Below are 25,177 nucleotides of genomic sequence, written 5' to 3' on the forward strand. Positions count from 1 at the left end.
GCTAGTTGTTAATGTGCTGAGCTAATAATAACTCACAGCTTTTTAGTTTTGAGAACACACAATATACACAAACTCGTTGTTGGCGCAGCAAAACCAATCAATATTAAATAAGATTGGCTAAAAAAATAAAAATAACGAATTGGCGTTTAAGCCGTATGCCTCTTCGCTTTGCATTCGCAATAGCATCAAAGGAGCCGTCACATGGGTAAACTGACCTCTACCTTGTGGCTTATATTATGTGTTTTTTCGCACCCAGTTTTGGCTAACAGCCAATACAATATGCGCAAAGGCGTAACCGATATAAGCAATAATGTATATCAGCTGCACATGACCATATTTATAATATGTTGTGTGATTGGGGTGATAGTGTTCGCAATTATGTTTTGGGCACTTATTCATCACCGTAAATCTAAAGGGGCTGTACCTGCCCAATTTCACGAAAGCACTAAAGTAGAAATACTTTGGACTGCAATTCCGTTTGTTATTTTAATTGCTATGGCAGTACCAGCCACTAAAACCCTAATTGCAATGGAAGATGCCAGCAAAGCTGATCTCACTATTAAAATTACGGGTTCGCAATGGAAATGGCATTATGAATATATGGGTGAAGATGTAGAGTTCTACTCTATTTTATCTACCCCGCAAGATGAAATCGCGAATCTTGCAGATAAAAATCCTAACTACTTACTTGAGGTTGATAAGCCTCTTGTACTGCCAATAAATCAAAAAGTACGATTTTTAATGACTTCTGACGATGTTATTCACTCTTGGTGGGTACCTGATTTTGCAGTTAAAAAAGATGCTAACCCCGGCTTTATAAACGAAACATGGACGAACATAAACGAAGAAGGTACTTACCGAGGCCAATGTGCTGAGTTGTGTGGTAAAGACCATGGCTTTATGCCCGTTGTGGTGGTCGCTAAATCTGAGGCTGATTTTAAAACATGGCTTGCAGATGCAAAGCAGGCTAAACAAAAAGCAGCATTAGCAGATGCCGCATTACTTGATAAAACCCTCCCAAAAGAAGAATTAATGACTTTAGGCGAACAAGTATATATGGCTAATTGTGCTGCATGTCATCAACCTACTGGCATGGGGTTACCGGGCGTATTTCCTGCACTTAAAGGCAGCCCGATAGTGCTTGGCGATATAAAAGATCACATTGATGTAGTTATCCATGGACGACCCGGTACGGCAATGCAAGCTTTTGCCAAGCAGTTATCTATAAAGCAATTAGCTGCGGTTATTACTTATAAACGTAATGCGTGGGGTAATGATACGGGTGATGTTATTCAACCGAGTCAAATACAGACAGCACTTGATGCCAAAGTGGAGGCGAACTAATGAGTAGCATAGTAGAACAACCTAACGCCAATGAAGCTCATCATGCTCATCACCCAGCTAAAGGTTTTAAACGCTGGCTTTACACAACTAATCATAAAGATATAGGTAGTTTATATTTAATTTTTTCGCTGACCATGTTCTTAATTGGTGGCGCAATGGCCATGGTGATCAGGGCTGAATTATTTCAACCAGGTTTACAGTTGGTCGACCCTCACTTTTTTAATCAAATGACCACAGTGCATGGTTTAATTATGGTGTTTGGTGCGGTTATGCCCGCCTTTACAGGCCTTGCTAACTGGATGATACCACTCATGATTGGCGCGCCAGATATGGCATTGCCAAGAATGAATAACTGGAGCTTTTGGATTTTACCGTTTGCGTTTTTAATCCTATTGGCATCGTTATTTATGCCTGGTGGGGGTCCTGCATTTGGTTGGACTTTTTATGCACCACTGTCCACAACATACAGTAATGATAATACTGCATTGTTTGTATTTGCCGTACATATTATGGGGATTAGCTCAATAATGGGCGCAATCAATGTGATTGTAACCATAGTGAACTTACGTGCCCCCGGCATGACATGGATGAAGTTGCCCTTATTTGTATGGACGTGGTTAATTACTGCCTTTTTATTAATAGCGGTAATGCCAGTGCTTGCAGGGGCTGTCACTATGGTACTTACCGATAAGTATTTTGCGACCAGCTTTTTTGATGCCGCAGGCGGTGGCGACCCGGTGATGTTCCAACACATTTTTTGGTTTTTTGGTCATCCCGAAGTATACATAATGATTCTTCCTGCCTTTGGCATTATATCTACAATAGTACCTACCTTTTCTCGTAAAAAACTTTTTGGCTATGCCTCAATGGTATACGCCACATCCTCCATAGCACTATTGAGCTTTATTGTATGGGCTCATCATATGTTTACTACTGGGATGCCGGTAGCTGGCGAGTTGTTTTTTATGTACGCGACCATGCTTATATCGGTACCTACAGGAGTAAAAGTATTTAATTGGGTTGCCACAATGTGGAAAGGCTCAATAACTTTTGAAGTGCCAATGCTTTTTAGTATTGCGTTTATTGTGCTGTTTACCTTAGGTGGTTTTTCGGGATTGATGCTGGCAATTACACCTGCTGATTTTCAATATCACGATACTTATTTTGTAGTGGCGCACTTTCATTATGTATTAGTAACAGGGGCTGTATTTTCGATAATGGCAGGTGCTTATTATTGGCTGCCTAAGTGGACGGGCAATATGTTTAATATCACATTGGCTAAATGGCATTTTTGGCTATCGCTGGTGAGCGTGAACGTACTGTTTTTTCCTATGCATTTTGTAGGGCTTGCCGGTATGCCGCGTCGAATTCCCGATTATGCTCTTCAATTTGCCGACTTTAACGCAATCATAAGTATTGGTGGGTTTGCCTTTGGTTTATCGCAATTGTTGTTTGTAGCTGTGGTAATTAAATGCGCGCGTGGCGGTGATAAAGTGCCTGCAAAAGTATGGGAAGGGGCAGAAGGCCTTGAGTGGGAAGTTGACTCTCCAGCGCCATATCATACTTTTTCTACGCCGCCGGTTATTAAGTAATGACACACGCACCGCTACTCAAACGTTTGGTACTTATTTGCATAGGCATGTTTGCCTTTGCCTTTGCCTTAGTACCTTTGTATGACGTGTTTTGTGATGTAACAGGGCTTAATGGAAAGCCTTCGCTTGAGCAAGCAGAGCAAAGTACACAAATAGTACAAAACCGAGAAGTCGGCGTTAGCTTTACTACTCACGCACAAAGTGGTGCACCGTTTGAAGTTAAATCAAAAGAATACAGTGTAGTGGTAAAACCCGGTGCAATGCGTGAAGTAATGTTTAGTGCAAAAAATAACAGCAACCTAGATAAAGTAATGCAGGCTGTACCATCAGTCTCACCAGGTAAAGCGGCAAAGTATTTACATAAAATAGCCTGTTTTTGCTTTGATCAGCAACCTCTAAAAGCAGGGGAAGAGCTTGAATTTAAATTACTTTTTTATGTTGATACCGCATTGCCAAGCGACATTGAAGAATTAACTTTATCTTATACCGTATTTGATATTAGTGAACAGCTGGTGGCAAGTAATAACTAGCTTTTTAAACTAGTGTGAAACTAGGAGTAAATAAAATGAATCAAGAATATGAGCATTATTACGTACCTGAGCAAAGCCCGTGGCCTATTGTAGGTGCTGTTGCATTGTTTTTTATTGCAGTAGGGGCAGGCTTGACTGTTATGAGTGTAGGTAAAGAAGGTGGTAGCGGGGTTTATCTGCTTTATGCCGGTATTGCTGTGCTTGTGTATATGTTGTTTAGCTGGTTTAAAAATGTAATTAGTGAATCGGATAAAGGTTTGTACTCAGCACAAATGGATCGCTCTTTTAGACAAGGTATGAGCTGGTTTATTTTTTCTGAAGTTATGTTTTTTATGGCCTTTTTTGGTGCGCTTTTTTATGCACGGGTATTGTCGGTACCTTGGCTTGGAGGTGCAGGCAATAATGCAATGACTAACGAGGTTTTATGGCCAACTTTTGAAGCTGTTTGGCCGCTAGTTTCAACACCTGCTGGCGAAACTACTCAGGCTATGGGCTGGCAAGGCTTACCACTTATAAATACCTTAATACTGCTTATTTCCTCAGTTACTTTACATTTTGCCGACGTAGCGATGGAAAACAATAAACGTACTCCACTTAAGGTTTTTTTAGGCGCTACTATTTTATTGGGTGTTTGCTTTTTAGGGCTGCAAGTTGAGGAGTACATGCATGCATATAATGACCTTAATCTAACGCTAGATGCGGGTATTTACGGTAATACGTTCTTTTTATTGACTGGTTTTCATGGCATGCATGTAACGCTAGGAACCGTACTTTTATTTGTAATATTTTTACGGATATTAAAAGGGCACTTTACTAAAGATAAGCACTTTGCTTTTCAAGCAGCTGCTTGGTATTGGCACTTTGTTGATGTGGTGTGGCTGTGTTTGTTTGTATTTGTATATGTGCTGTAGCGTTTATTGGCGAATTATTTGCTTTAATAAAACCAAGTTTAAGCGCTGCAATAACAACAACTAAAACAACGACCGAAAACAATACGCGACGACCTAAAAAGTGAGACATAGATCGTCCCCCTGTTTTCCCTGACACCATAATAAACAATGCTCTAAATAAGTTAAAAAGTATAAATATTAACAACAGTACGATAATAATTTTAATAATCACTGAGTTGACCCTTTATGCAGTTAGTTTTACGGCACAAACAAAAGCTTAGCTCACTAATCACACTTTGTATGGTTGTGGTTGTTGTACTTGTGTGTGTGCGATTAGGGTTTTGGCAGTTGGAGCGAGGTGAGCAAAAGCAGCAACAACTAACCGCCATAGCTAAGCAACAGACTCGTGGTGTGATGAGCTGGTCTCAATTACTTAACTTGCCTGATAGCTGGAACAAAACTGGTGTATTGGTTGAGTTAAAAGGGCGGTTTGTACAAAACCAATATTGGCTTTTAGATAATCAAGTTTATAACGGACAAGTAGGGTACGACTTACTTGCTTTACTAAAGCCAGACACCGAAGAAAAAGTGATTTTAGTTAATTTAGGATGGGTAAAAGCGCCTATATCTAGAGATACCCTGCCAAAGGTTGCTCTGCCTACAGGTGTTTTTATTCTTAAAGCGCAAATAAAAGAAAATAACCTAGGTAGCTTTACGCTTGAAGATAAAACTACAAATAACGACTTACCTACAAGAATCCAATCTATAGACTTGAATATGCTGAGCACTCAAAGCCAGCAATCATTAATTAATTTTATGGCTTACAGACAAGGTACTGGTGATGAGATTGCAACACCTCATTATGAGGCCGTTGTTATGAGCCCTCAAAAGCATAATGCCTACGCTGTGCAATGGTTTTTAATTGCTGTTGCATGTGTTGTTGTGGCTATTTTTGCGAGTAAAAAAAGGACACATAATGAAAAATAATCCCCTTTTGTTGTTTGTAGGTTGCTGCGCTATCCCATTAATTTTGGCATATGGCGCATTAAAGTTTGATTGGTTGCCTACTGCAATTACTAATAATGGCGAGTTTTTAAGCCAAGAAATAAAACTTAAAAATTGGCCGAAAAATAATCCCAAACAATGGACTATCGCACTTAATTATTCAAACGAATGTAACACCCCATGCAGCGAACAACTCAATGCACTTAATAACTTATATGTGGCACTTGGTAAAAACCAAGGCAAGGTTGATATGGCTGTAATGGGAAGTCCCGACAATAAAAATCTACCATGGAAAATTATTACCGAGCAACAGAGTTTAAATCCTGCAAGTTTATATTTAATTGATCATATGGGGTTAGTGGTACTTGAATATCCCTTTAAGGTCCAGCCACAAGAAAACCGTTTAGTACAAAAAGGGTTATTAAAAGATCTAAAAAAATTACTTAACTATTCTCGTTCTAGCTAACTAAGTTGAGCTTAAGTTGGAGTATCTGATGTATAAAAATTATAAAAACTTAGTATTAATAACAGGATTACTCGCTTTGATTGTAGTTGCTTTAGGTGCGTACACCCGCTTAAGTGATGCAGGATTAGGGTGCCCCGATTGGCCTGGTTGTTATGGCTTTTTAACGGTACCTAAGCATGAGGCTGACATAGCCTTAGCAACTCAAAGCTACCCCGATATGATGTTCGAAACCGCAAAAGCGTGGAAAGAAATGATTCATCGCTACTTTGCAGGTGCTTTAGGCTTACTTATTTTAGGTTTATTTGTGTTGGCTTTTTTAAAACGCCAATATCCAACTACGCCAGTTAAATTGCCTTTGGCTTTACTTCTACTCGTGGTATTTCAGGCTGCCCTTGGTATGTGGACAGTAACCATGAACCTTCAGCCGCTTATTGTAATGGGCCACTTATTAGGTGGCTTTAGTATTTTGTCACTTATAACGCTTTTATATTTACGGCTAACCGCAAAACCTATTATGGGTGGCGATAGCGGCGCAAAACGCTATTTTGGTTTAAGTTTAGTAGCGCTCAGTGTATTGATTATCCAAATTGCACTAGGTGGTTGGCTGGCTGCAAATTACGCCGCTCCTCATTGTAGTGGTTTGCCATTGTGTAATTACGCACAACCGTTTTCATTGAGTAGCGTATTTCAATTACCACTTGAGCACAGTAATTATGAGTTTGGTGTGTTATCGCAGCAAGCGCGTATGTCTATTCATTTATTACACCGCATTTGGGCACTGGTTACTTGCATCGTTCTGGCGCTAATTATGTGGAAAATATACAGCCAAGCGTACTCTAAAAAAATTAAAAATTGCGTGGTGAGTGTATTACTTGTTCTGCTTTGCCAAATTAGCTTAGGGCTTATTTTAGTACATTGGCATATTCCGTTGGGAGTTGCATTGGCGCATAACTTGATGGCTGCCATACTATTATTAAGCATGGTTAGGTTGTGTTATTACCTAAAATCACGCACATAAAGGGGAAATATAATGGCACTTATAATTGATAAAAAAATACTGCTACCCGTTAATGCTCAATCGCTAATTTCGCGTACTCATAATTTGCTGCAAGACTACTTAGCAATTAGTAAATTTAAAGTGGTAGCCATGCTGGTACTAACAGCTTGGGTTGGTTTAGCGCTGGCTCCTGATGTAGGGCGAGGTATGGCTGTACAGTTTATTAGCTTGTTAGGTATAGGGCTACTTTCTGCTGCTGCAGCGGTTATTAATCATGTGGTTGATAGTGAGATAGACTCAAAAATGGCAAGGACTCGTCATCGCCCTGTGGCTAAAGGGCGTTTAAGTAAAACACATGCGCTTAGTTTTGCAGCTGTTATTGGGGTTGCGGGTTTTATTATGCTGATGGTGTGGGCTAATACCTTAACCGCTATATTAACGTTATTTGCATTGGTAGGTTATGCATTTGTTTATACATCATTTTTAAAGCGTGCTACACCGCAAAATATTGTTATAGGTGGGTTGGCTGGCGCAATGCCTCCATTATTAGGTTGGGTGTCAGAAACAAACCAAATGGCAGCAGCCCCTTGGTTACTTGTAATGATAATATTTACCTGGACTCCGCCACACTTTTGGGCGCTGGCTATAGCACGAAAAAGTGATTATGAACGCGCTAAAATTCCTATGTTACCAGTAACCCATGGTATCGATTTTTGTAAAACCTGCGTTGTTGCTTACTCTGTTTTACTCGCTGTAGTTTGCGTATTACCTTATTTAATTGGTATGTCTGGATTAATATATTTAATAGGTGCGTGTGTATTAAATGCTGTGTTTATATATAAAGCCGTCAAATTAAAAATTGCTGGAAATGATGAGACTGCAATGGACTTATTTCGTTTTTCGATTATTCATTTAATGGTACTCTTTGTAATCTTATTTATAGATAAATGGCTCCCTTTATGAAGCAGTTATGGCTTGGATTAATTGTTGTTTTAGTTTTGTTTTTATCAGCATGTTCAAACGAAAATAGTCCGCCAGATGTAGATGCATTAGTTTACGAAAATGCAAAGCCACTGTCTGATTTTACGCTAAACGATCAGCGCGGCGAATTAGTGACTAAGCAACAATTTTTAGGACAGTGGAATTTAGTATTTTTAGGCTATACAAGCTGTCCAGATATTTGTCCATTAACACTTGCTAAGTTAAATGCTGTTTATAAAAACTTACAAGCAGATTATCCGCTGCAAATTTGGTTTTTATCGGTTGATCCAAAACGCGATACACCAGCTAAACGAAAGCAATATATAGATTACTTTAATCCTGACTTTTTAGCTGTATCAGGGGAACATAAACACCTTTTTCCTGTTGTTAGAGAGCTTGGTTTAATTTACGCGATTAGCGATAGTAGTGAATCAGAATATGCAGTTGATCATAGTGCTTCGGTCGCTATGGTTGATCAAAATGGAGCCGTTAGAGCTATTTTTAAACCAGAATTTAAACAAGGTAGCGTGCCATTAATTAATGCGACGACTTTAACGCAAGAGTTTAAAAAAATAGCCGATTACTACAAAAACTAGTTTTTTACTTTTTACCAATTTGAAAGGAGCTTTAGGCTTAATGCCAGTCAGTTAAGCTGACTGGCATCTTTCTTTTTATGGGGATACTTAGATGGTTTTGGCTTAACCCATCGGGGATATCTTCTATCCTCTCGTCTAGCTGGAAGCTTAAATAAGACCAGTGTATCGAGTAAGTGCTGCCAGTGTATTGGAATGTTCCCTGGGCTCATTATAGATACTGACGAGAAATACTGAATGACAGCCATCGAACTGCTAGAGAAACTAAGCTGGTTAGGCCATATCCCTGTGACTGTCGCCGCCATCGTCATTATTCTTCGTATTAAATTATAGGCGAGTAACACGGCCCATAGCTCCTGACGCACCATGTCTGGACGCTTACTTCTTAAATGGTATGCGCTATCAAGCATGGTTTGTTTGATTTCTCTAAACCCAAGTTCTATCTCCCAACGATGACAATATAATTCAACAATTTCATTACCTGGATAACGTAATCTATCCGTCATCGAGGTTAATATACGGTAGCTTTTGCCCTTTATTGTTTTACTGATTAATCTCGCTTTAATCGTTTCAGGAACATCGGGAAAGTTTTTTTGTGCATGCTTTGTTGTTTTCAATTCAATGATATGGTCATTTTTACCCGCGCTGGAGATGATTTCATACTGTAAGTCGGGCCTTGCTGGTATCAGCCAGTGCCTCATCTTCCCAGTTTGGTGCCAACGATTTAACAGGCCTAAAGAATAATATCCTTTATCAAACATAGTCAGTGAATTATCTGGTGTACGTTCAATTAAACGCTCAGCTAATTTCATCTCGTTGGTTTTATAGTTATCAAACTCGCTACTGAGCAGTTGATGGCTGGTCAATTCCATATGACAGACCATGCGTATTTGAGGAAAGGCTGTATCACCGTATTGGTTGCTACCTGAAGAGAAGGCTTTACGGTTATCAGGCGTGTCGGCTGTTCGCCACACAACACCGTCAACAGCTAATAGGTTCAAACCATTCCATGTTTCGAATGACTGTTGCTTATACATTGATTGAGCAGATTTATTGAAAACGTGTTTAACGGAATCATCACCTAACCTTTGTCTCGCCTGTACCATCGCACTTGGAGCAACGAGTGGGTTCTTGCCAGGTAACATGATATCTAGCTTATTAGCGATATTCCAAACCGATTCTTTTCGAAACAATGCCATGCCAATAACTGACCACAAAACGGCCTCAAGCGGTAACCTTCGCTTACGAACGGTTGCAATCCCTGCTTGTTGAAAACCTTGTTCAATGATTTCAGGGTCAAGAATTTCTGATAATTTTTCAAAGGTATGGTATCGGCTGCTTTCTTCAAGTGTTGCTTGCAGTGCTTGTTCTATATTCACAAAAAAAATCCGTAGTTAGTTTCCTAACTACGGATTTTGCATGATCGTTTGGATCGGTCAACCGGTCATTTTCTTAACTGATCGGCATTAAGCTTTAGGCTCCTTTTTTTGTGCTCTAGAGTAGTTAATAAAATAACCTAGCGGTTTTTACATCAGGCAGTTAAGGTTTAGGCGCTTCAATTACCCAAGGCTGCGAAAACCAAAAGTAATCACCAGGGCTTGAAATAGAAGGGGCCGTGCAATTAAAACGAGAACGCCCTTTATTAAGCACTTTTGGTGAGGTGATTTCGACAGTATTTTTAGTTATCCATTTTAAATCTGCTTGGCCTACGCTTGATACATAACAGGCAAATTGGCTCTTATGAAAATCACCCATCTTAAATTCAATTGTGAGCGTGGGTGGATTTTGCTGTGTAACGCTATCTTGATAAGTTAAATTGGTGATATTAAACGCGCGTGAGTTAAGCTTAGTAATAAGGGTTTCTAGTTTGCTGTAAAAGCCTGATGCAGGAAAACGCGGCAAGCGGCTAAAATTAGAATCTTTATTTACAGCGCCTGAGTGCTGGCCAATACCCACAAAACCAAGCTCTGTCACGAGTGCTTGCAGCTCGTTATTAAACTCACCATACGGGTATGCTAAGTATTTATAGTCGTGGCCTATTTCTTCTTTTATGCGCTTTTGAGAGTTAAGAATATCTTGCTTAATACGTGATTGCCATTGTGCATCGGTTTCGTTTTCACGCTTAAGGTGTAAGTAATCATGTTGTCCGCTATGATTGGCTATTAATGCCCCTTTTTTAGATAATTCTTTGAGCTTATCCCACCCCATTACGTAACTCATACCTTCGTCTATTAATTTAGGATTTACAAAGATAGTGTACGGGTAGCCAAACTTTTCTAAAATAGGTGCGGCTTGTTCATAGTTATTGTTATAACCATCATCAAAGGTGATGGCGAGTGTTTTATCAGGTAAAGTTTCACCTTGTTGAAGCGCGCTAATTAACTCATTAAGAGGAATAACGTTAAAGTTGTGCTCTTTTAAATAGCTTAAATGCTCCGTAAATGTATTTGCGCTAACGCTCGTGACAGCGGGTAGGGTTTCACTAACATGATGATACTGTAAAATAACGGCTGCTTGAGCCCGTACAGACACACTAATGAGGATAAATAATACTAAATGAAACAATTTCTTATACATAATAAGGCACACCATAAAAGCTTGCTGTTGTTAGCGGGTCCGATGATACTATCAAATATCACAGTGCCGTTGTTAGGAATTGTTGATACTGCTGTAATTGGGCACTTAGGAAGCGCTCATTACTTAGCTGGAATTGCCCTTGGCTCTGCAGTTATATCTATTTTATTTTGGCTTGCTGGTTTTTTAAGAATGAGCACCACGGGACTCGTGGCACAAGCATACGGAAAAAACGATTTAACCCAACTTGCCGCTTTACTTAAACGCAGCCTATTGCTTGCAAGCGCAGTGGCCGTGCTATTAATTGTGTTATCCCCATTAATAAAGCACGCTATTGCTTATCTCTCCGCAGCTAATAGCGACGTACTTAACCAAGCTTATCAGTATTTTAGCATTCGTATTTTTAGTGCTCCAGCAGCATTATGTAACTTAGTGTTACTGGGTTGGATGCTTGGTGTGCATTATGGTCGAGGTCCATTTTATTTATTACTCGTCACTAATATCGTTAATATAGTGCTCGATATTTATTTTGTTGTTTATTTAGATTGGGCAGTTTCAGGCGCTGCATGGGCGTCACTTATTGCTGACTATACAGCACTAGTATTTGCACTGTTTTTAGTGGCTAAACTAGCTAAAAAACAAGACATTGATCTAAATGTACCGAACTGGTTGAGTATTAGCAAAATGGCTGAATTATTGAGTTTGAATAGAGATATATTTATTCGCTCTTTAATACTGCAATTATGCTTTAGTTTTATGACATTTTACGCGGCGCGTATAGGCGAAACCACATTAGCTGCTAATGCTGTCTTACTTAACTTTTTAATGTTGGTGAGCTTTGCTCTTGATGGCGTTGCTTACGCCTCTGAGGCAAAAGTAGGGCAAGCTAAAGGCCAAGGAAGTGTTAAAAACATAGAGCTTTGGGTTAAAATAAGTGTATTTTGGGGTATGCTTTTTGGTGTGTTATATAGCCTATTTTTTGCATTATTTGGCAACACCATAATCAAGCTTTTAACCAATGTGCCAGAGGTTATTCAAGAGGCAACGCATTATTTACCATGGATAGTAGTATTACCAATTTTGGCCATGAGCTGCTTTTTGTTTGATGGTGTTTTTGTAGGGCTTACGCGAGCAAAGAACATGCGTAACAGTATGATACTTTCAGCTGGAGTTGGCTTTTTTGGTGTGTTTTGGGTGTTTATAGACTTGCAAAATAACGGGTTATGGCTGGCTATGAGCTGTTTTATGTTAATGCGCGGGGTTACATTAATAATTAAATATCACCACTTAAAAATAAATAATCAGCTATTAGATTAAATAAATGGTTTATTTCCAGAGATCGGGGTCGTGGTGTTTAGGGCCTATATCTTTTAGAACTTGTGAAAAACGATTAGCAAAAATACCGCAGTAGCCCCAACCGGCAAAAAATAATGCGGGGAGTAAAATTATAACGCCAATTATTTGTAAGCTGTAGTGGGTGTAATACCCAATAGATATGAATATCACGGCTAGCACAAACAGTGCTAAGCCGCGAAAAAAGCGCTTTAAGCTCAGCTTAGGATTGCTCCCTAAGCGATAGATAAGCTGCTTTAGCATTTACAAGGCCTAATAGTAAGAGTGATCGCCCGCTTCGTGTTCTGTTATATCAGCAACACCGGTGATTTCTTCAAACTTAGCTATCATTTCTTTTTCAATGCCTTCTTTTAGTGTTACATCGATCATAGAACAACCGTTACAACCACCACCAAACTGAAGTATAGCTATACCTGCAGCTGTAATCTCAACAAGGCTTACTTGACCACCGTGGTTAGCAAGTTGTGGATTTACTTCGGTTTCTAGCATGTGCTGTACACGTTCGTTTAACGATGCATCGTCACCTATTTTACGCGCCTTTGCATTTGGTGCTTTTAGCGTTAACTGAGTACCCATTTTGTCGGTAACAAAATCGATTTCAGCTTCTTCTAAAAATGGCGCACTTTCTGCATCTACAACGGCATCAAAACCGTTAAAGTTTAGGCGAATATCGCTCGCTTCTACAGCGTCTTCTGGACAATAAGACACACCACATTCCGCTTGTGATGAACCAGGGTTTACAACAAACACACGAATATTGGTTTGTTGTGATTGATCTGCTAATAGTTTAGCAAAATGCGCTTGCGCTGTTTCGGAAATAGAAATCATAAAACCATCTATACTTGACTAAATTACTCGGATACTGCGTATCATACTCCGCTCATCGTGTTGCGGCTAGTGTTGAGCGTAAAAAGTTGGCATCTATTTTAAGCAATGGTAGCGTGCAAACAGCGAACATTTTTTGAGTGATTTATATGCGTTTGGTATTAACATTAATGGTGGTGTTGCTTAGCTTTTCAAGTGTAGCTAAGCCACTTTCGTATTATTTTGAACAAGATGTAAAATTTGACCCTTCAATTCCTACTCCTGAGCAAGTACTCGGTTACGAAGTAGGAGAGTGGCACGTGAGACATGATCAGCTCGTACGTTATATGGAAATACTTGCTGATAAAAGCGACCGTATAAATTTTGAAGTGATTGGCCGCACACATGAACAACGCCCCCTTGTCATGCTAACAATTACAGCAGCTGATAAGTTATCAAGCATAGAGCAGACACGCCAAGCTCACTTAGCACGCTTAAGTAACGATGGATCAGATGCTAATTCTACAAAACAGCCTGCCGTTGTATGGATGGGATACAGTGTGCATGGTAATGAGTCATCAGGTAGTAACTCATCTTTGCTGGTGGCGTATTACTTAGCTGCTGCACAAGGCGCTGAAATAGATGAGTTATTAAATAACACGGTTATTTTACTCGACCCTTCGCTTAATCCTGACGGACTTGCTCGTTTTGCTAATTGGGCCAACAGTAACCGAGGTATGAACTTATCAAGCGACCCTAAAACTCGTGAACATGTTGAAAACTGGCCAAGCAGTCGTACCAATCATTACTGGTTTGATTTAAATCGTGACTGGTTATTACTACAACATCCTGAATCGCGCGCGCGTATTGCTAAATTTCATCAGTGGAAACCAAATGTCTTAACCGATTTTCATGAAATGAGACCAAACAGCAGTTACTTTTTTCAGCCAGGTATTCCTAGTCGTAAGCATCCTATAACACCGGATGAAAATGTAACGTTAACTAAAGCGATTGCTAACTATCACGCAAAAACGTTAGATGAAAATAACGCACTGTACTTTACTGAAGAAAGCTTTGATGACTTCTATTACGGTAAAGGCTCAACTTATCCCGACGTTAATGGTGGTGTAGGTATTTTATTTGAGCAAGCCAGTTCTCGCGGGCATATTCAAGATACTATAAATGGACCTTTGAGCTTTCCCTTTACTATTAAAAATCAATTATTAACGAGTTTATCTACCTTTAAAGCCGCTGTTGATAACCGCCAAGCACTACTTGATTACCAAGCTAAGTTTTATAATCAAGCTACAGATTTAGCTAGTGATGAAAGCTTTGAAGGTTATGTAATTGAGGGCGCGGATGACAACACTCGTATTAAAGATTTTTTAGGGTTGTTGAAACAGCATCAAATAGATGCTTTTTCGCTTACTAAATCACTTAAGGCTAATGGCAACAACTATACAACCAATAGTTACTTTGTGCCCTTAGCCCAGCCACAGTACCGCCTAATAAAAGCTATTTTTAGCGAGCAAAAAAACTTTGCTGATAACACTTTTTATGACGTATCTGGCTGGACTTTAGCGCATGCGTTTAACTTACCTTTTGCAAAAGTAAAAAGCAGTTGGGGTTTAGAGGTTGCAAGCACACCGTGGCAAAAAGCGGTAAAACCTTCTTTTGCCGCACTTGAGCAAAGCTATGCGTATGGCTTTTCGTGGGATGATTACCTAGCACCTAAAATGCTAAACAGCCTTTTAAAGCTAGGTATTAAAGCGCGTGTTGCGCTAAGTCCATTAACAGCCAAATCAAACTCAAGTGAAGTAAGCTTTGATGCTGGTAGTATCATTGTGCCAGCAGGCTTACAAACGAATAATGATTGGGTTGGGATATTAAATAAAGCACAAAACGAGTTTGGAATTGCAATCAAGCCTATTAACTCAGGTCTTACAAGCAAAGGAGCCGACTTAGGGTCTCGCACAATGGCGGTTGTTAGCGAGCCAAAAGTATTATTGGTAGGTGGTAAAGGCGTAAGCCAGTACGAAGCTGGGGAAGTATGGTATTACCTCGATCGCTTTGTCGGTGTTGCGCCAACAATTGTAGAAATGGAGCGTTTAAACTCTATCGAACTCAGTAATTACAGTCATATAGTACTTGCTCATGGTAACTACAATAGCTTATCTGATACCGACAAAGTGGCTATAAAAAGCTGGGTAAGAAAAGGCGGCGTTATTTGGGGCCATAAAGGCGGTGCTAAATTTTTAGCTGATCAGCAATTACTCAAAGCAAGCTATCTATCACGCCAAGATGTAGCAAGTGCATTTAAAACAAAAGGTTTAAGTTATGGCGATAAAGATCATTTAGCAGGGCGTCAGCGTATTGCAGGTGCTATTTTTAATACTAATGTAGATTTAACTCATCCGCTTACATTTTCACTTAAGCGCAATACATTGCCCGTATTCAAAAACAGTACTTGGTTGCTAGAAGCTTCCGATGCGCCATTCGTAAATGTACTTACCTACACTAAAAACCCATTATTGGCAGGTTTTACTGATGCCGTTAATGTTGATCAAGTTGCTGGTGGTGCTGGTTTAATTGCGCACTCATATGGACGAGGTACAGTAATAGGCATGACCGACGATCCTGTATTTAGAGGTTACTGGTATGGGACTAGTCGACTACTAAGCAACGCTTTATTTTTTGGTCATACGTTTCGTGCAAATGGCGAATAATACCAATTAGCTTAATTAAGTAATCTATTTTGAGGATGGAAAAACGTGTTGATAGCTAGGCAAAAAATTCGCTAATTAGTTGCTCTCGGCAATTGCTCTTGGATTGCTCTACCTTCTGCATCCATGCAGTCGTAAATGAGAATTTTTTAACACAGGTAGCGATACGTTTAGCCCCGCAAAATGATTAAGTATTATTGCGGATTGGTTTAGTACTTTTTAATAATTAAATAGGCGTTAAGCAAGTTGTAAAAGCCCACACTTGTTTAGCGCCTGCTTGTTTTAGTGCACTAGTAGCTGCGTTTAATGTTGCCCCTGTCGTCATCACATCATCAACAATAGCGACTGTTTTACCTGCCATGTCTTGTGTGCAAATAAAGGCATTTTTTAAGTTTTTAATACGCTTTGCTTTGGATAGCTCCGACTGAGCTTGTGTTTTTTTATCGCGAATAAGAACATTACTTAGTGGGGCGTAATTAGCTAAACAGGGTTGCCATACTTGGCTTACCTGATTAAATCCGCGAGTAATAAAGCGGCTTTTATGAAGAGGTAAAATAATAAAGGTATCTGGCAAGTTAGGGCTTTGCTCAAAAAACTGCGTTAACTGTTTTTGTATAATTTGCTGCAATGCCTTTTTATAATGAATTTGATTATTAAATTTTAGCCTTTTAAGCCAATGCTCAAAGGGAGGTTGATAAAAAGCGCATGCAAATAATTTATCAAACTCGCAATTAGGAAACATCTCAATAATATCAGGTCGATGCAATAAACTCGTATGCTTACTAAAATCAAACAATGGTAAATCTTCAAGGCAATAATCACATAGCCCTAAAGAGGTCGTAATCGAGTTTTGACACTGCACGCAATAAGAGGGAAATAACCAATTTAAAACGGCTTGTTTCACAGACTCGCTCCTTGCATTGCAATCGCCTTTCTAAACGTTATGATGAGCCTAAGTTTGGTAAAGGTTAGGCAAATATGCAAAATGAGTTAGTGTTATTACATGGTTGGGGAATGAATCAGGGCGTATGGCAGTTAGTACAGCCAGAACTTGAGTTTTTATATTCAGGAAATGTACGTAGCCTTGACCTACCTGGGTTTGGTAATAGCGATGTGTGCCCAAGCCCTTATACTTTGCATGATGCAGCAGAAATTTTAAGTAAGCAATTAAAGCCGAAGATCATTTTAATGGGATGGTCGTTAGGTGGATTATTTGCACTTTATATTGCTAAGCATTGGCCTGAAAAAGTATCTAAAGTTATTTTAATAGCATCGACTCCTTTTTTTGCTGAGGCAGATAACTGGCCTGGAATAAAAGCGAATGTATTGGCGCAGTTTAAAGAGCAGTTAGTTAATCATCGAGAAAAAACAATAGAGCGCTTTTTAGCTATTCAAGCAATGGGTAGCGAGTCGGCGCGTGATGATATAAAGCAACTTAAACAATTGCTAAATCAGTACAGCGCACCCCAAAGCGATGCCCTGAGTGCTGGTTTAGATATTTTACAAAACGACGATTTACGTGACTTATTTACTCATTGCCCAGTCCCTATTAGGGGAGTATTCGGCCGCCTTGATGCTTTAGTACCTTATAAAGCTATTAGCAAAATGTCAGCACTAAATACTGAGTTTGAATATGAAGTACTAGATAAAGCGTCCCATGCACCATTTATTTCTCATAAAAGTGAGTTTTTATCTGTCGTTAAATCAATGCTTTAAAATAGAGCTAAGAATAGCGCTGTTTAAAGCTTTATTTTGAGCAGAACCTGAGCGATAATTAAACAATGTTTATTTGGTGGAGGTTTTAATATGCCAATCGGATCAGTATTTAATAGTGGTATAGAAGGGTTTAACCGAGCTAGCCAAGGTATTGAAAAAGCCAGTGCTGAGATTAACCGTGCCAGTATAGAACAACAAGATGACGCGCAATTAGCGCAGCAACGTCAGCTTACGGCAGCACGCCCTGAAGAAGCGATTACTGCACCAGTAGCACAACCAGCTCGTGTTGATGAAGCGCTTGTTAACTTAAAAGTTGAAGAGTTTAATGCCAAGGCAAATACGCAATCAATTCAAACGGCCGATGATGTACTTGGCACGTTAATCGATATTAAAGTTTAGTATTATGAATATTGTCACGCCATTTCCGTCTATTAATATAAACACCGCAAATGTTTATACGGAAACCGCACGGCGTGACAACCAATTACGCGAAGTTATTCCGGCTCCCGCATCTAGTAGCGCAAGCAACACAGAAACCAAAGCGCAAAGTGATGCTGAAAAAGCAAAATTGCCAGGTAGTAGCGATGGTGCGACGTATAGCGCAACGGGAAAAATAGCAGGCGAAAAGTCAGTTCAGCAGCGCGATGGAAACTCAGAAAACCCTGAGGGCGCTGAGCAAGAAAGTGAAGCAATTGAGAAAAAAGAATCTGAGCAAGAAGAGCTGCAATTAGAACAAGAACAACAACAAATTACAGAACTAAAAGCACGGGATACTGAAGTACGAATACACGAGCAAGCGCACGCTTCTGTAGGTGGGCAACATGCTGGCTCGCCAAGCTATGAATATCAACGTGGCCCAGATGGTACTAACTACGCAGTTGGCGGAGAAGTACAAATAGATGTATCAGAAATTCCGGGTGACCCGCAAGCGACTATAGACAAAATGCAAACGGTACGCGCTGCCGCATTAGCGCCTGCAGAGCCTTCAGGAGCTGATCGCTCTATTGCCGCAGATGCTACGCAAAAGCTGGCAGCGGCTCAAGCTGAGCTTGCACAACCTGAAAAAGAAGACGACGAAGACGCAAAAAGTAAACTTGAAGCGTCATTCTCTAGCGATGAAAGCAGCGATACAAAAACAGCTAAAAGTGACGAGAAAACACGTGATGCCGATGTTGAGGCACGGGCGGGGCGTATTGCTAATTTTTACCAAATGGCTACATCGCCAGCGAGCCAAAGTAGTTTTTCAGCGTTAAGTTAATAATTTAGCAAAACATAACCACAAAAAAACCGCTTACGCGGTTTTTTTCGTTTTAGCTTAGTTGTACAAGTATTATTTTTTTACTTTAGCATTAGCGAACGCATCGGCAAATGCATTGCCCATTAACGCATTACCGTTGTCACGTTTAGGCTTTGCAGCGCGAGGTTGCGAATTATTAGCACGTGCTTGTGGCTTTTGCGTAGCTGGAGCTGCTGACTTATTACTTGTGTTAATATCGTCATCTAAGCGCATAGTAAAGCTTATGCGTTTACGTGCAGCGTCTACTTCAACAACTTTAACCTTTACAATATCACCAGCTTTAACAACTTCACGCGGATCTGATATAAATTTATTCGTGATTGCTGAAATATGCACTAAACCATCTTGGTGAACACCTACATCAACAAACGCACCAAAATTAGCAACGTTTGAAACCACGCCTTCTAAAATCATACCTGGTTTTAGGTCACTAATTTTTTCAACACCGGCTTTAAACTCAGCTGTTTTAAATTCAGGTCGAGGATCTCGACCAGGTTTATCAAGCTCAGTAATAATGTCGGTAACGGTTGGTAAGCCAAACTTTTCGTCAGTGTAATCGTTAGCAGCAAGTTTAGTTAAAAAGTCGCTGTTACCAATTAGGTTACTGACATCTACGCTATTGCGTTCACAAATGCGTTTAACAACAGGATAAGCTTCAGGGTGTACTGATGAGTTATCTAGTGGATCGCTACCATTGTTAATACGTAAAAAACCAGCCGCTTGTTCAAATGCTTTTGGCCCTAAACGCTCAACCTTTTTAAGCTCACTACGTTTAGTAAATGTGCCGTTAGCATCGCGATAATTAACGATATTTTGCGCTAATGTTTTGTTTAAACCAGATACGCGTGTAAGTAAGGGTACCGAGGCCATGTTTAAATCTACGCCTACTGAGTTTACACAGTCTTCAACTACTGAAATAAGGCTCTGGCCTAATTGGCTTTGCGATACATCATGTTGGTATTGGCCAACACCAATTGATTTTGGCTCAATTTTAACAAGTTCAGCAAGAGGATCTTGAAGGCGGCGTGCAATAGAGACAGCCCCTCGTATAGAAACATCTAAATCTGGAAATTCATTAGCTGCAAATTCAGAAGCTGAGTAAACCGATGCACCTGCTTCGCTAACCATAATTTTACTAAGTTTAAGTTCGCTGTTTGCTTTGATAAGCTCTGCAACCAACTTATCTGATTCGCGTGATGCAGTACCGTTACCAATCGCAATTAGCTCAACTTTATGCTGACGGCAAAGTTGCTCTAACGTACGCAGTGATTTATCCCAATGATTTTGTGGTGCATGAGGGAAAATAGTTTGTGTAGCTAGTAATTTACCTGTGCTATCAACAACGGCAATCTTACAGCCAGTACGAAGTCCTGGATCAAGACCTAAAGTAGTACGAGGGCCTGCAGGTGCAGCCATTAATAAATCTTTTAAGTTTTTAGCAAATACATCTATTGCACCGGCTTCTGCTTTTTCGCGCATTGCTGCAAAAAACTCATTCTCTAGGTGTAACCCTAGCTTAACCTTCCACGCCCATTGAACAACGTTTAATAACCAAGGGCTTGCCGCTTTATATTTAATATCTAAACGGTAATGCTCAGCAATCATGTTTGCACATAGTTGTGCTGAATTTTCTGCACTAGGCTCTGGGTTTATATTTAACTGAAGTACACCTTCATTTCGGGCTCTAAGCATTGCAAGCGCACGGTGAGAAGGTACTTTTTTAAGAAGTTCTTGATGCTCAAAGTAATCACGGTATTTTGCACCGGTTTGCTCTTGGCCTTTAATCACAGTACTTTCAATTGCGCCATTTTGGCTAATGTGGCTTCTAAATTTAGCAAGTAATTTTGCGTCTTCAGCAAAGCGTTCCATTAAGATGAATTTAGCTCCTTCAAGTACCGCTTTTGTATCTGCAAAACCTTTTTCAGCACTTACAAACTGTTCCGCTTGTTGCTCTGGGTCAAGGTTAGCATCTTTAAATAGTGCATCTGCAAGTGGCTCTAAACCAGCTTCAATTGCTATTTGACCTTTAGTGCGGCGCTTAGCTTTATATGGTAGGTATAAATCTTCAAGTTCTGTTTTACTTTGTGCATTGGTTATATCGGCACTTAGCTCTGGCGTTAATTTATTTTGCGATTCGATTGTCGATAAAATAAAACTACGGCGCTCTTCTAGTTCACGTAAATACGATAAACGCTGCTCTAAAAGGCGTAATTGGGTGTCGTCTAGGCCGCCGGTAACTTCTTTTCTGTAGCGGGCAATAAAAGGAACAGTTGCGCCTTCATCAAGTAATTTTGTAGCTGCAACAACCTGTTGCTGCTGTGCGTTTAACTCACCGGCTAAACGTGCAGAGATATCGCTCATGCAAAAACCTTTTTATACAATAAAATAAGACCAGAAGCGTGTTACTGGCGCCGTTAATTGCTTGAATAATATCACAGGAGGTAGTAATGAAAAGCTCTTAAAGCAAGCTATTTTACTTGCTTTAAGATGGTTGGGTCGGGAGTAAATCAATTCAACTAAAAGAGCGCCCTAGTGAGGGTGCTCAATGTTTTCTAATACTTCACTGAAAGAGTGAGCAATAGGTGAGATATGTACAGGAATATGTAATGTTTTAGCTATTTGGCGAGCTGAAATTAAACCACAAATTTCGTTACTCGCTGTTGTAACTAATAAAAACATTGTGCCCTGATGCTCCATAGTTTGCAGCGCATCACCAATGCATGCGTAGCTTAAGCTTTGCATACTTACACCTGTAAGGCGGTTAACTGGTGTCATAATGTCACGTAAGCTTACTTCGCTTCGTTGCATATTTAAGCGCTCTGCAATAATAGTAATTTTAGAGCTTTGTAAATCGGCGCTAGAAACTAGGCCAATTAATTTTTGGTGTTCGTCTGTTACTAAAACAAAGTCAGATTGTTGTGCACTTACTTGTTTAAGTGCATCTGTAATCGTTGTTCCATGCTCTGCGCGAATAGGTGTTTTTTGAGTAAAGTTATTCACCATTTTTAGCGCTGGAGAAGATAAATCGATTAATGGTTGATCATCTGCAAATGTGCTAGCAATAACGCCATGAGAAATATTTTGGGTACGTAATTCTTTAAAGTTAGACATAGTAGTCACCTTAGTAGTTATAAAATTTAATTAAGTTGTAAAATAATGAATTAAATTAAATAGCTAGGTGGTCCGCGTTGGTATGCAGTGCTAAAAGGTCTGTTTAGATTAGTGCTCTTATAAAAAGAATCTACGACATTAGGAAGTGGTTGAGGCGACCTAAAGGTAATAGTGTTAACGTGAGAGTCCACGTCAAAATCGAGGTTTGCTTGGTCAGGAATATCACAAGTAATAAAGTGATTAGATAGTTTAGCGTTATCAAGGTTTACGTCAGTGTTGCTGGCATGCAGCGTCAAACTTACACTCATTAAAAGTGCAAACAATACGGCATTACTAAATATGCGCTGTACTATGTTTGACATAATCACGACCTTAATTAACTGCTTTCAAATTAAACAAATCAACTTGAATAATTCAGTTATAGCTTATTGCTTTAATTTACACAATCAAAAGTTAACATGATCTGAATCAAAACTTTTTATTTCTTTTTTTGGTAATCGATACTGTTTACATACCACTGCTTTTTTCCCTGAGGAGTGGTCACTTCAAATTCATCGTCCACTTGTTTTTTAATCAACGCACGCGCCATAGGTGAGTCTATTGATATGTAATCTTTACGGTCGTAAATTTCATCAGGACCTACAATTCTGAACTTTTTAACTTCACCTTCTTCGTTTTCAACTTCAACCCATGCACCAAAAAATACTTTTCCATCTTGCACGGGAGAGTAGTCAATAATTTTTAAATCAGGTATGCGCTTGCGTAAGTAGCGTACCCGGCGGTCAATTTGACGCAGCAATCGCTTGTTATACTGATAGTCTGCGTTCTCAGAGCGATCTCCGAGGCTGGCCGCCCAGCTGACTATTTTTGTTACTTCTGGGCGTTTTACGTTCCATAGTTGATCGTGTTCTTGTTGTAATTGCAAGTAACCTTCGCGGGTAACTAAATTTGTTTTCATGGCCAATTCTTTATTAACTCTAATGGTGTGCACGTTATTAAATTTGCCAAAACTTGTCGAGCGTAAAATGTAATAAAGTACGAGTAAGGAAGCTTTGAAATGTTCAGTAACAATCTAAGCAAGTAATTAGTTTTTGATTATTAAGTTTTTCATTTATATTAACTAGTAATTGGATATAAAAATAAGAAAGAGATTATGGGACACGAGACCACAAAAGTATTAGTTGTTGATGACGATATGCGCTTACGCAGTTTGCTTGAACGTTACTTAGTAGAGCAAGGCTTTATTGTTAGAACCGCAGGAAACTCGGAGCAAATGGATAGACTCCTAGAGCGTGAAAACTTTCACTTAATGGTTCTCGATTTAATGCTTCCAGGCGAGGATGGCTTATCTATTTGCCGCCGACTACGCCAAAAAGAAAATGAAATTCCTATTGTTATGCTTACTGCAAAGGGCGACGAAGTAGACCGTATTATTGGTCTTGAACTTGGCGCTGACGATTACATTCCAAAACCATTTAATCCACGTGAGCTACTTGCTCGCATAAAAGCAATTTTACGCCGCCGCGCAAAAGAAGTGCCAGGTGCTCCTGCTGCTGAAGAAAACTTAATCGCTTTTGGTAAATTTACGCTTAATTTAGCAACGCGCGAAATGAGTGAAGGGGATAAAACAATATCGCTTACCAGTGGTGAGTTTGCAGTGCTCAAAGCGCTTGTTTCGCATCCGCGTGAGCCACTTAGCCGCGATAAGCTAATGAACTTAGCGCGTGGGCGTGATTACAGTGCGCTTGAGCGAAGTATTGATGTGCAAGTGTCGCGACTTCGCCGCATGATTGAAGTAGATGCTGCTAATCCGCGATATATTCAAACCGTTTGGGGTTTGGGGTATGTGTTTGTTCCCGACGGTGAAAAGTAATATTTATGGGCATGTTTCCGCGCAGTGCTTTTGGGCAAACTGTTTTTTTAGTGGCGGCTTTGTTGCTAATAAATCAAATAGTGTCTTATGTTACGGTTAGTTTTTATGTTGTAAAACCAACTATTGAGCAAGTTAACTTGATGCTTGCTAAGCAAATTAAAACGGTATTTATTGACTGGGAAGATGGCGTTGAAATAAACGACGAAGTATCTGCGAAGTTTTTTGAAATTACCGGCATTGAAGTGATGACTCAGCGCGAAGCGATGCGTCAAGGGCTTGGGCAAAGCCGCGAATATTCTATGCTATCGCGTAGCATGACTGAGCAACTTGGTGGTTATTCTCGTGTACGTATTAGCCAAACTGATCCATTGATTTATTGGGTTGAAGCACCGCAAGCGCCAGGTTATTGGGTAAAAGTACCGCTTAAAGGCTTTAAAGAAAATAACTTAGAGTTTTTAACTTTTTACTTATCAAGTATTGGCTTTTTAAGTGTGCTGGGTGGGTGGTTGTTTGCAAGGCACCTTAATAGGCCATTAAAAGCACTGCAACAAGCTGCAGTAAAAGTAGGTAAAGGCGATTTTTCTACCAAATTAGAAGAAGAAGGCTCAACAGAAGTAATAGAAGTAACGCGCGCGTTTAATCAAATGTCGCGCGGAATTGCCGCACTTGAAAACGACCGCCGTTTACTAATGGCTGGTGTATCGCATGATTTACGTACGCCGCTTACGCGTATCCGTTTAGCCACCGAAATGATGGTTGATGAAGACGACTATCTTCGTGAAGGTATTATTTACGATATAGAAGATATGAACGGGATTATCGATCAGTTTATTGAGTATTTACGCCACCATAAACGTGAAGAGCTAAGTTGCGAAGATATAAATGCTTTAGTTGCCGAGGTTGTAAATTCTGAGCTTCAGCATCAACGTACTATTACGTTTAAAAGTAATCCAAATATAGGCAATATACCCTTAAGCTCTGTGGCTATTAAACGTGTAATTACCAACATGATTGGTAATGCGCTGCGTTATTCTGAGGGCGATATTGAAGTACTTAGTTACTTTAATTCAAACAAAAAATATGTAGTTATCGCTGTAAACGATAGTGGTCCTGGGATCCCTGAAAACGAATTAGAGTCTGTGTTTGAGCCCTTTAAGCAAGGCGATGCTGCACGTGGCAGTGAAGGTAGTGGCTTAGGCCTTGCCATTATTAAACGCATTGTTGATATACACGACGGTAAAGTAAAACTAGAAAACCGCCCAGAAGGCGGTTTAAGTGCACAAGTATATTTGCCAATAAAGGTATCAACCCCTGCATAGTAAATGCAG

Annotated in this window: 26 protein-coding genes; 16 read left to right on the forward strand and 10 right to left on the reverse strand. The window is 39.8% G+C overall.

Going from position 1 to position 25,177, the window contains the following annotated elements:
• Nucleotides 1-201 precede the first annotated feature (201 nt).
• The 4 genes from coxB to ABX891_RS02425 are packed head-to-tail and all read left to right on the forward strand — an operon-like array spanning nucleotide 202 to nucleotide 4,377.
• A complete protein-coding gene (coxB, locus tag ABX891_RS02410) occupies nucleotides 202-1,344 on the forward strand; it encodes a cytochrome c oxidase subunit II (protein WP_039489140.1) in 1,143 nt (380 codons plus the stop codon).
• Nucleotides 1,344-2,936 carry a cytochrome c oxidase subunit I gene (gene ctaD, locus ABX891_RS02415; protein ID WP_002959615.1) on the forward strand — a complete coding sequence of 531 codons (1,593 nt, stop codon included), beginning with the start codon at nucleotides 1,344-1,346 and terminating at the stop codon, nucleotides 2,934-2,936. Before coxB ends, ctaD begins: the two co-directional genes overlap by 1 nt.
• Nucleotides 2,936-3,466 (forward strand): cytochrome c oxidase assembly protein, encoded by a 531-nt coding sequence (locus tag ABX891_RS02420; protein WP_002959612.1) that lies wholly within the window; start codon nucleotides 2,936-2,938, stop codon nucleotides 3,464-3,466. The genes ctaD and ABX891_RS02420 overlap by 1 nt, the downstream gene beginning before the upstream one ends.
• 35 nt (nucleotides 3,467-3,501) lie before the next feature.
• Nucleotides 3,502-4,377: a cytochrome c oxidase subunit 3 gene (locus ABX891_RS02425; RefSeq protein WP_354628834.1), complete on the forward strand. Its 876-nt coding sequence runs from the start codon at nucleotides 3,502-3,504 to the stop codon at nucleotides 4,375-4,377.
• Here the strand turns inward: ABX891_RS02425 and ABX891_RS02430 are convergent.
• Nucleotides 4,280-4,588 (reverse strand): DUF2909 family protein, encoded by a 309-nt coding sequence (locus ABX891_RS02430; protein ID WP_354628835.1) that lies wholly within the window; start codon nucleotides 4,586-4,588, stop codon nucleotides 4,280-4,282. The genes ABX891_RS02425 and ABX891_RS02430 overlap by 98 nt on opposite strands.
• A 14-nt stretch (nucleotides 4,589-4,602) precedes the next feature.
• On the opposite strand from ABX891_RS02430, the gene ABX891_RS02435 reads away from it, so the two are divergent.
• From ABX891_RS02435 to ABX891_RS02455, 5 genes are read left to right on the forward strand one after another with little or no spacing between them, the layout of a single operon-like run.
• Entirely contained in the window at nucleotides 4,603-5,343 is a 741-nt protein-coding gene (locus ABX891_RS02435; protein WP_354628836.1) for an SURF1 family protein, read from the forward strand.
• Nucleotides 5,333-5,827 (forward strand): hypothetical protein, encoded by a 495-nt coding sequence (locus ABX891_RS02440; RefSeq protein ID WP_024606466.1) that lies wholly within the window; start codon nucleotides 5,333-5,335, stop codon nucleotides 5,825-5,827. The genes ABX891_RS02435 and ABX891_RS02440 overlap by 11 nt, the downstream gene beginning before the upstream one ends.
• Before the next feature lie 28 nt (nucleotides 5,828-5,855).
• On the forward strand, nucleotides 5,856-6,845 hold the full coding sequence (locus ABX891_RS02445; RefSeq protein WP_007584952.1) for a COX15/CtaA family protein: 990 nt from the start codon (nucleotides 5,856-5,858) through the stop codon (nucleotides 6,843-6,845).
• Nucleotides 6,846-6,857: 12 nt separating this feature from the next.
• Complete coding sequence (cyoE, locus tag ABX891_RS02450; RefSeq protein ID WP_024606467.1) at nucleotides 6,858-7,787, forward strand: heme o synthase; 930 nt, start codon at nucleotides 6,858-6,860, stop codon at nucleotides 7,785-7,787.
• The gene (locus ABX891_RS02455) at nucleotides 7,784-8,401 is read left to right on the forward strand and encodes an SCO family protein (protein WP_354628837.1); all 618 of its coding nucleotides are present in this window, start codon (nucleotides 7,784-7,786) and stop codon (nucleotides 8,399-8,401) included. Before cyoE ends, ABX891_RS02455 begins: the two co-directional genes overlap by 4 nt.
• A gap of 47 nt (nucleotides 8,402-8,448) precedes the next feature.
• On the opposite strand, the gene ABX891_RS02460 is transcribed toward ABX891_RS02455, so the two are convergent.
• Nucleotides 8,449-9,777: an IS4 family transposase gene (locus ABX891_RS02460; protein ID WP_502936041.1), complete on the reverse strand. Its 1,329-nt coding sequence runs from the start codon at nucleotides 9,775-9,777 to the stop codon at nucleotides 8,449-8,451.
• Nucleotides 9,778-9,937: 160 nt separating this feature from the next.
• Nucleotides 9,938-10,975 (reverse strand): polysaccharide deacetylase family protein, encoded by a 1,038-nt coding sequence (locus ABX891_RS02465; protein ID WP_309167788.1) that lies wholly within the window; start codon nucleotides 10,973-10,975, stop codon nucleotides 9,938-9,940.
• On the opposite strand from ABX891_RS02465, the gene dinF reads away from it, so the two are divergent.
• On the forward strand, nucleotides 10,955-12,289 hold the full coding sequence (dinF, locus tag ABX891_RS02470) for an MATE family efflux transporter DinF (RefSeq protein WP_354628838.1): 1,335 nt from the start codon (nucleotides 10,955-10,957) through the stop codon (nucleotides 12,287-12,289). The genes ABX891_RS02465 and dinF overlap by 21 nt on opposite strands.
• Nucleotides 12,290-12,298: 9 nt before the next feature.
• Here the strand turns inward: dinF and ABX891_RS02475 are convergent, their stop codons facing one another.
• Nucleotides 12,299-12,568: a hypothetical protein gene (locus ABX891_RS02475; protein WP_354628839.1), complete on the reverse strand. Its 270-nt coding sequence runs from the start codon at nucleotides 12,566-12,568 to the stop codon at nucleotides 12,299-12,301.
• Between the two features lie 9 nt (nucleotides 12,569-12,577).
• Nucleotides 12,578-13,153, reverse strand: coding sequence for a Fe-S biogenesis protein NfuA (nfuA, locus tag ABX891_RS02480; RefSeq protein ID WP_002959571.1), 576 nt, complete (start codon nucleotides 13,151-13,153; stop codon nucleotides 12,578-12,580).
• A gap of 146 nt (nucleotides 13,154-13,299) precedes the next feature.
• Here nfuA and ABX891_RS02485 point away from each other — a divergent pair, with 146 nt between their 5' ends.
• Nucleotides 13,300-15,855, forward strand: a complete 2,556-nt coding sequence (locus tag ABX891_RS02485; protein WP_354628840.1) for a M14 family zinc carboxypeptidase — start codon at nucleotides 13,300-13,302, stop codon at nucleotides 15,853-15,855.
• 223 nt (nucleotides 15,856-16,078) lie between these two features.
• Here ABX891_RS02485 and ABX891_RS02490 read toward each other — a convergent pair whose 3' ends face one another.
• The gene (locus tag ABX891_RS02490; RefSeq protein ID WP_309167787.1) at nucleotides 16,079-16,756 is read right to left on the reverse strand and encodes a ComF family protein; all 678 of its coding nucleotides are present in this window, start codon (nucleotides 16,754-16,756) and stop codon (nucleotides 16,079-16,081) included.
• 74 nt (nucleotides 16,757-16,830) lie between these two features.
• On the opposite strand from ABX891_RS02490, the gene bioH reads away from it, so the two are divergent.
• The 3 genes from bioH to ABX891_RS02505 all read left to right on the forward strand — a co-directional run bounded on the left by bioH (nucleotide 16,831) and on the right by ABX891_RS02505 (nucleotide 18,826).
• The gene (gene bioH / locus ABX891_RS02495) at nucleotides 16,831-17,568 is read left to right on the forward strand and encodes a pimeloyl-ACP methyl ester esterase BioH (RefSeq protein ID WP_354628841.1); all 738 of its coding nucleotides are present in this window, start codon (nucleotides 16,831-16,833) and stop codon (nucleotides 17,566-17,568) included.
• Nucleotides 17,569-17,658: 90 nt separating this feature from the next.
• Nucleotides 17,659-17,967 carry a hypothetical protein gene (locus tag ABX891_RS02500; protein WP_002959563.1) on the forward strand — a complete coding sequence of 103 codons (309 nt, stop codon included), beginning with the start codon at nucleotides 17,659-17,661 and terminating at the stop codon, nucleotides 17,965-17,967.
• Nucleotides 17,968-17,971: 4 nt separating this feature from the next.
• The gene (locus ABX891_RS02505) at nucleotides 17,972-18,826 is read left to right on the forward strand and encodes a putative metalloprotease CJM1_0395 family protein (protein WP_354628842.1); all 855 of its coding nucleotides are present in this window, start codon (nucleotides 17,972-17,974) and stop codon (nucleotides 18,824-18,826) included.
• A gap of 72 nt (nucleotides 18,827-18,898) precedes the next feature.
• On the opposite strand, the gene ABX891_RS02510 is transcribed toward ABX891_RS02505, so the two are convergent.
• From ABX891_RS02510 to greB, 4 genes are all read right to left on the reverse strand, one after another.
• Nucleotides 18,899-21,226 (reverse strand): Tex family protein, encoded by a 2,328-nt coding sequence (locus tag ABX891_RS02510; RefSeq protein WP_354628843.1) that lies wholly within the window; start codon nucleotides 21,224-21,226, stop codon nucleotides 18,899-18,901.
• A gap of 168 nt (nucleotides 21,227-21,394) precedes the next feature.
• Entirely contained in the window at nucleotides 21,395-21,976 is a 582-nt protein-coding gene (locus ABX891_RS02515; protein ID WP_039489108.1) for a CBS domain-containing protein, read from the reverse strand.
• Nucleotides 21,977-22,026: 50 nt separating this feature from the next.
• Entirely contained in the window at nucleotides 22,027-22,338 is a 312-nt protein-coding gene (locus ABX891_RS02520) for a hypothetical protein (protein ID WP_033020846.1), read from the reverse strand.
• Nucleotides 22,339-22,454: 116 nt separating this feature from the next.
• The gene (gene greB, locus ABX891_RS02525; protein ID WP_354628844.1) at nucleotides 22,455-22,934 is read right to left on the reverse strand and encodes a transcription elongation factor GreB; all 480 of its coding nucleotides are present in this window, start codon (nucleotides 22,932-22,934) and stop codon (nucleotides 22,455-22,457) included.
• A gap of 195 nt (nucleotides 22,935-23,129) precedes the next feature.
• Between greB and ompR the strand changes: the two genes are divergently transcribed.
• Nucleotides 23,130-23,849, forward strand: a complete 720-nt coding sequence (gene ompR, locus ABX891_RS02530; protein WP_002959552.1) for an osmolarity response regulator transcription factor OmpR — start codon at nucleotides 23,130-23,132, stop codon at nucleotides 23,847-23,849.
• Nucleotides 23,850-23,854: 5 nt separating this feature from the next.
• Nucleotides 23,855-25,168 carry a two-component system sensor histidine kinase EnvZ gene (gene envZ / locus ABX891_RS02535; RefSeq protein WP_024604498.1) on the forward strand — a complete coding sequence of 438 codons (1,314 nt, stop codon included), beginning with the start codon at nucleotides 23,855-23,857 and terminating at the stop codon, nucleotides 25,166-25,168.
• Nucleotides 25,169-25,177: the final 9 nt, after the last annotated feature.

The organism is Pseudoalteromonas sp. NCIMB 1079 (assembly GCF_040567695.1).
Lineage (GTDB): Bacteria > Pseudomonadota > Gammaproteobacteria > Enterobacterales > Alteromonadaceae > Pseudoalteromonas > Pseudoalteromonas distincta.

Coding starts and splice junctions, on each gene's coding strand:
- dinF (WP_354628838.1), top strand. CDS start 10,955: ATGAAACAATTTCTTATACATAATAAGGCACACCATAAAAGCTTGCTG.
- ABX891_RS02455 (WP_354628837.1), top strand. CDS start 7,784: ATGAAGCAGTTATGGCTTGGATTAATTGTTGTTTTAGTTTTGTTTTTA.
- ABX891_RS02500 (WP_002959563.1), top strand. CDS start 17,659: ATGCCAATCGGATCAGTATTTAATAGTGGTATAGAAGGGTTTAACCGA.
- ABX891_RS02505 (WP_354628842.1), top strand. CDS start 17,972: ATGAATATTGTCACGCCATTTCCGTCTATTAATATAAACACCGCAAAT.
- ctaD (WP_002959615.1), top strand. CDS start 1,344: ATGAGTAGCATAGTAGAACAACCTAACGCCAATGAAGCTCATCATGCT.
- envZ (WP_024604498.1), top strand. CDS start 23,855: ATGGGCATGTTTCCGCGCAGTGCTTTTGGGCAAACTGTTTTTTTAGTG.
- ABX891_RS02465 (WP_309167788.1), bottom strand. CDS start 10,975: ATGTATAAGAAATTGTTTCATTTAGTATTATTTATCCTCATTAGTGTG.
- cyoE (WP_024606467.1), top strand. CDS start 6,858: ATGGCACTTATAATTGATAAAAAAATACTGCTACCCGTTAATGCTCAA.
- ABX891_RS02510 (WP_354628843.1), bottom strand. CDS start 21,226: ATGAGCGATATCTCTGCACGTTTAGCCGGTGAGTTAAACGCACAGCAG.
- ABX891_RS02445 (WP_007584952.1), top strand. CDS start 5,856: ATGTATAAAAATTATAAAAACTTAGTATTAATAACAGGATTACTCGCT.
- ABX891_RS02520 (WP_033020846.1), bottom strand. CDS start 22,338: ATGTCAAACATAGTACAGCGCATATTTAGTAATGCCGTATTGTTTGCA.
- ABX891_RS02515 (WP_039489108.1), bottom strand. CDS start 21,976: ATGTCTAACTTTAAAGAATTACGTACCCAAAATATTTCTCATGGCGTT.
- ABX891_RS02440 (WP_024606466.1), top strand. CDS start 5,333: ATGAAAAATAATCCCCTTTTGTTGTTTGTAGGTTGCTGCGCTATCCCA.
- greB (WP_354628844.1), bottom strand. CDS start 22,934: ATGAAAACAAATTTAGTTACCCGCGAAGGTTACTTGCAATTACAACAA.
- nfuA (WP_002959571.1), bottom strand. CDS start 13,153: ATGATTTCTATTTCCGAAACAGCGCAAGCGCATTTTGCTAAACTATTA.
- ABX891_RS02420 (WP_002959612.1), top strand. CDS start 2,936: ATGACACACGCACCGCTACTCAAACGTTTGGTACTTATTTGCATAGGC.
- ABX891_RS02425 (WP_354628834.1), top strand. CDS start 3,502: ATGAATCAAGAATATGAGCATTATTACGTACCTGAGCAAAGCCCGTGG.
- ABX891_RS02475 (WP_354628839.1), bottom strand. CDS start 12,568: ATGCTAAAGCAGCTTATCTATCGCTTAGGGAGCAATCCTAAGCTGAGC.
- ABX891_RS02485 (WP_354628840.1), top strand. CDS start 13,300: ATGCGTTTGGTATTAACATTAATGGTGGTGTTGCTTAGCTTTTCAAGT.
- ompR (WP_002959552.1), top strand. CDS start 23,130: ATGGGACACGAGACCACAAAAGTATTAGTTGTTGATGACGATATGCGC.
- bioH (WP_354628841.1), top strand. CDS start 16,831: ATGCAAAATGAGTTAGTGTTATTACATGGTTGGGGAATGAATCAGGGC.
- ABX891_RS02435 (WP_354628836.1), top strand. CDS start 4,603: ATGCAGTTAGTTTTACGGCACAAACAAAAGCTTAGCTCACTAATCACA.
- coxB (WP_039489140.1), top strand. CDS start 202: ATGGGTAAACTGACCTCTACCTTGTGGCTTATATTATGTGTTTTTTCG.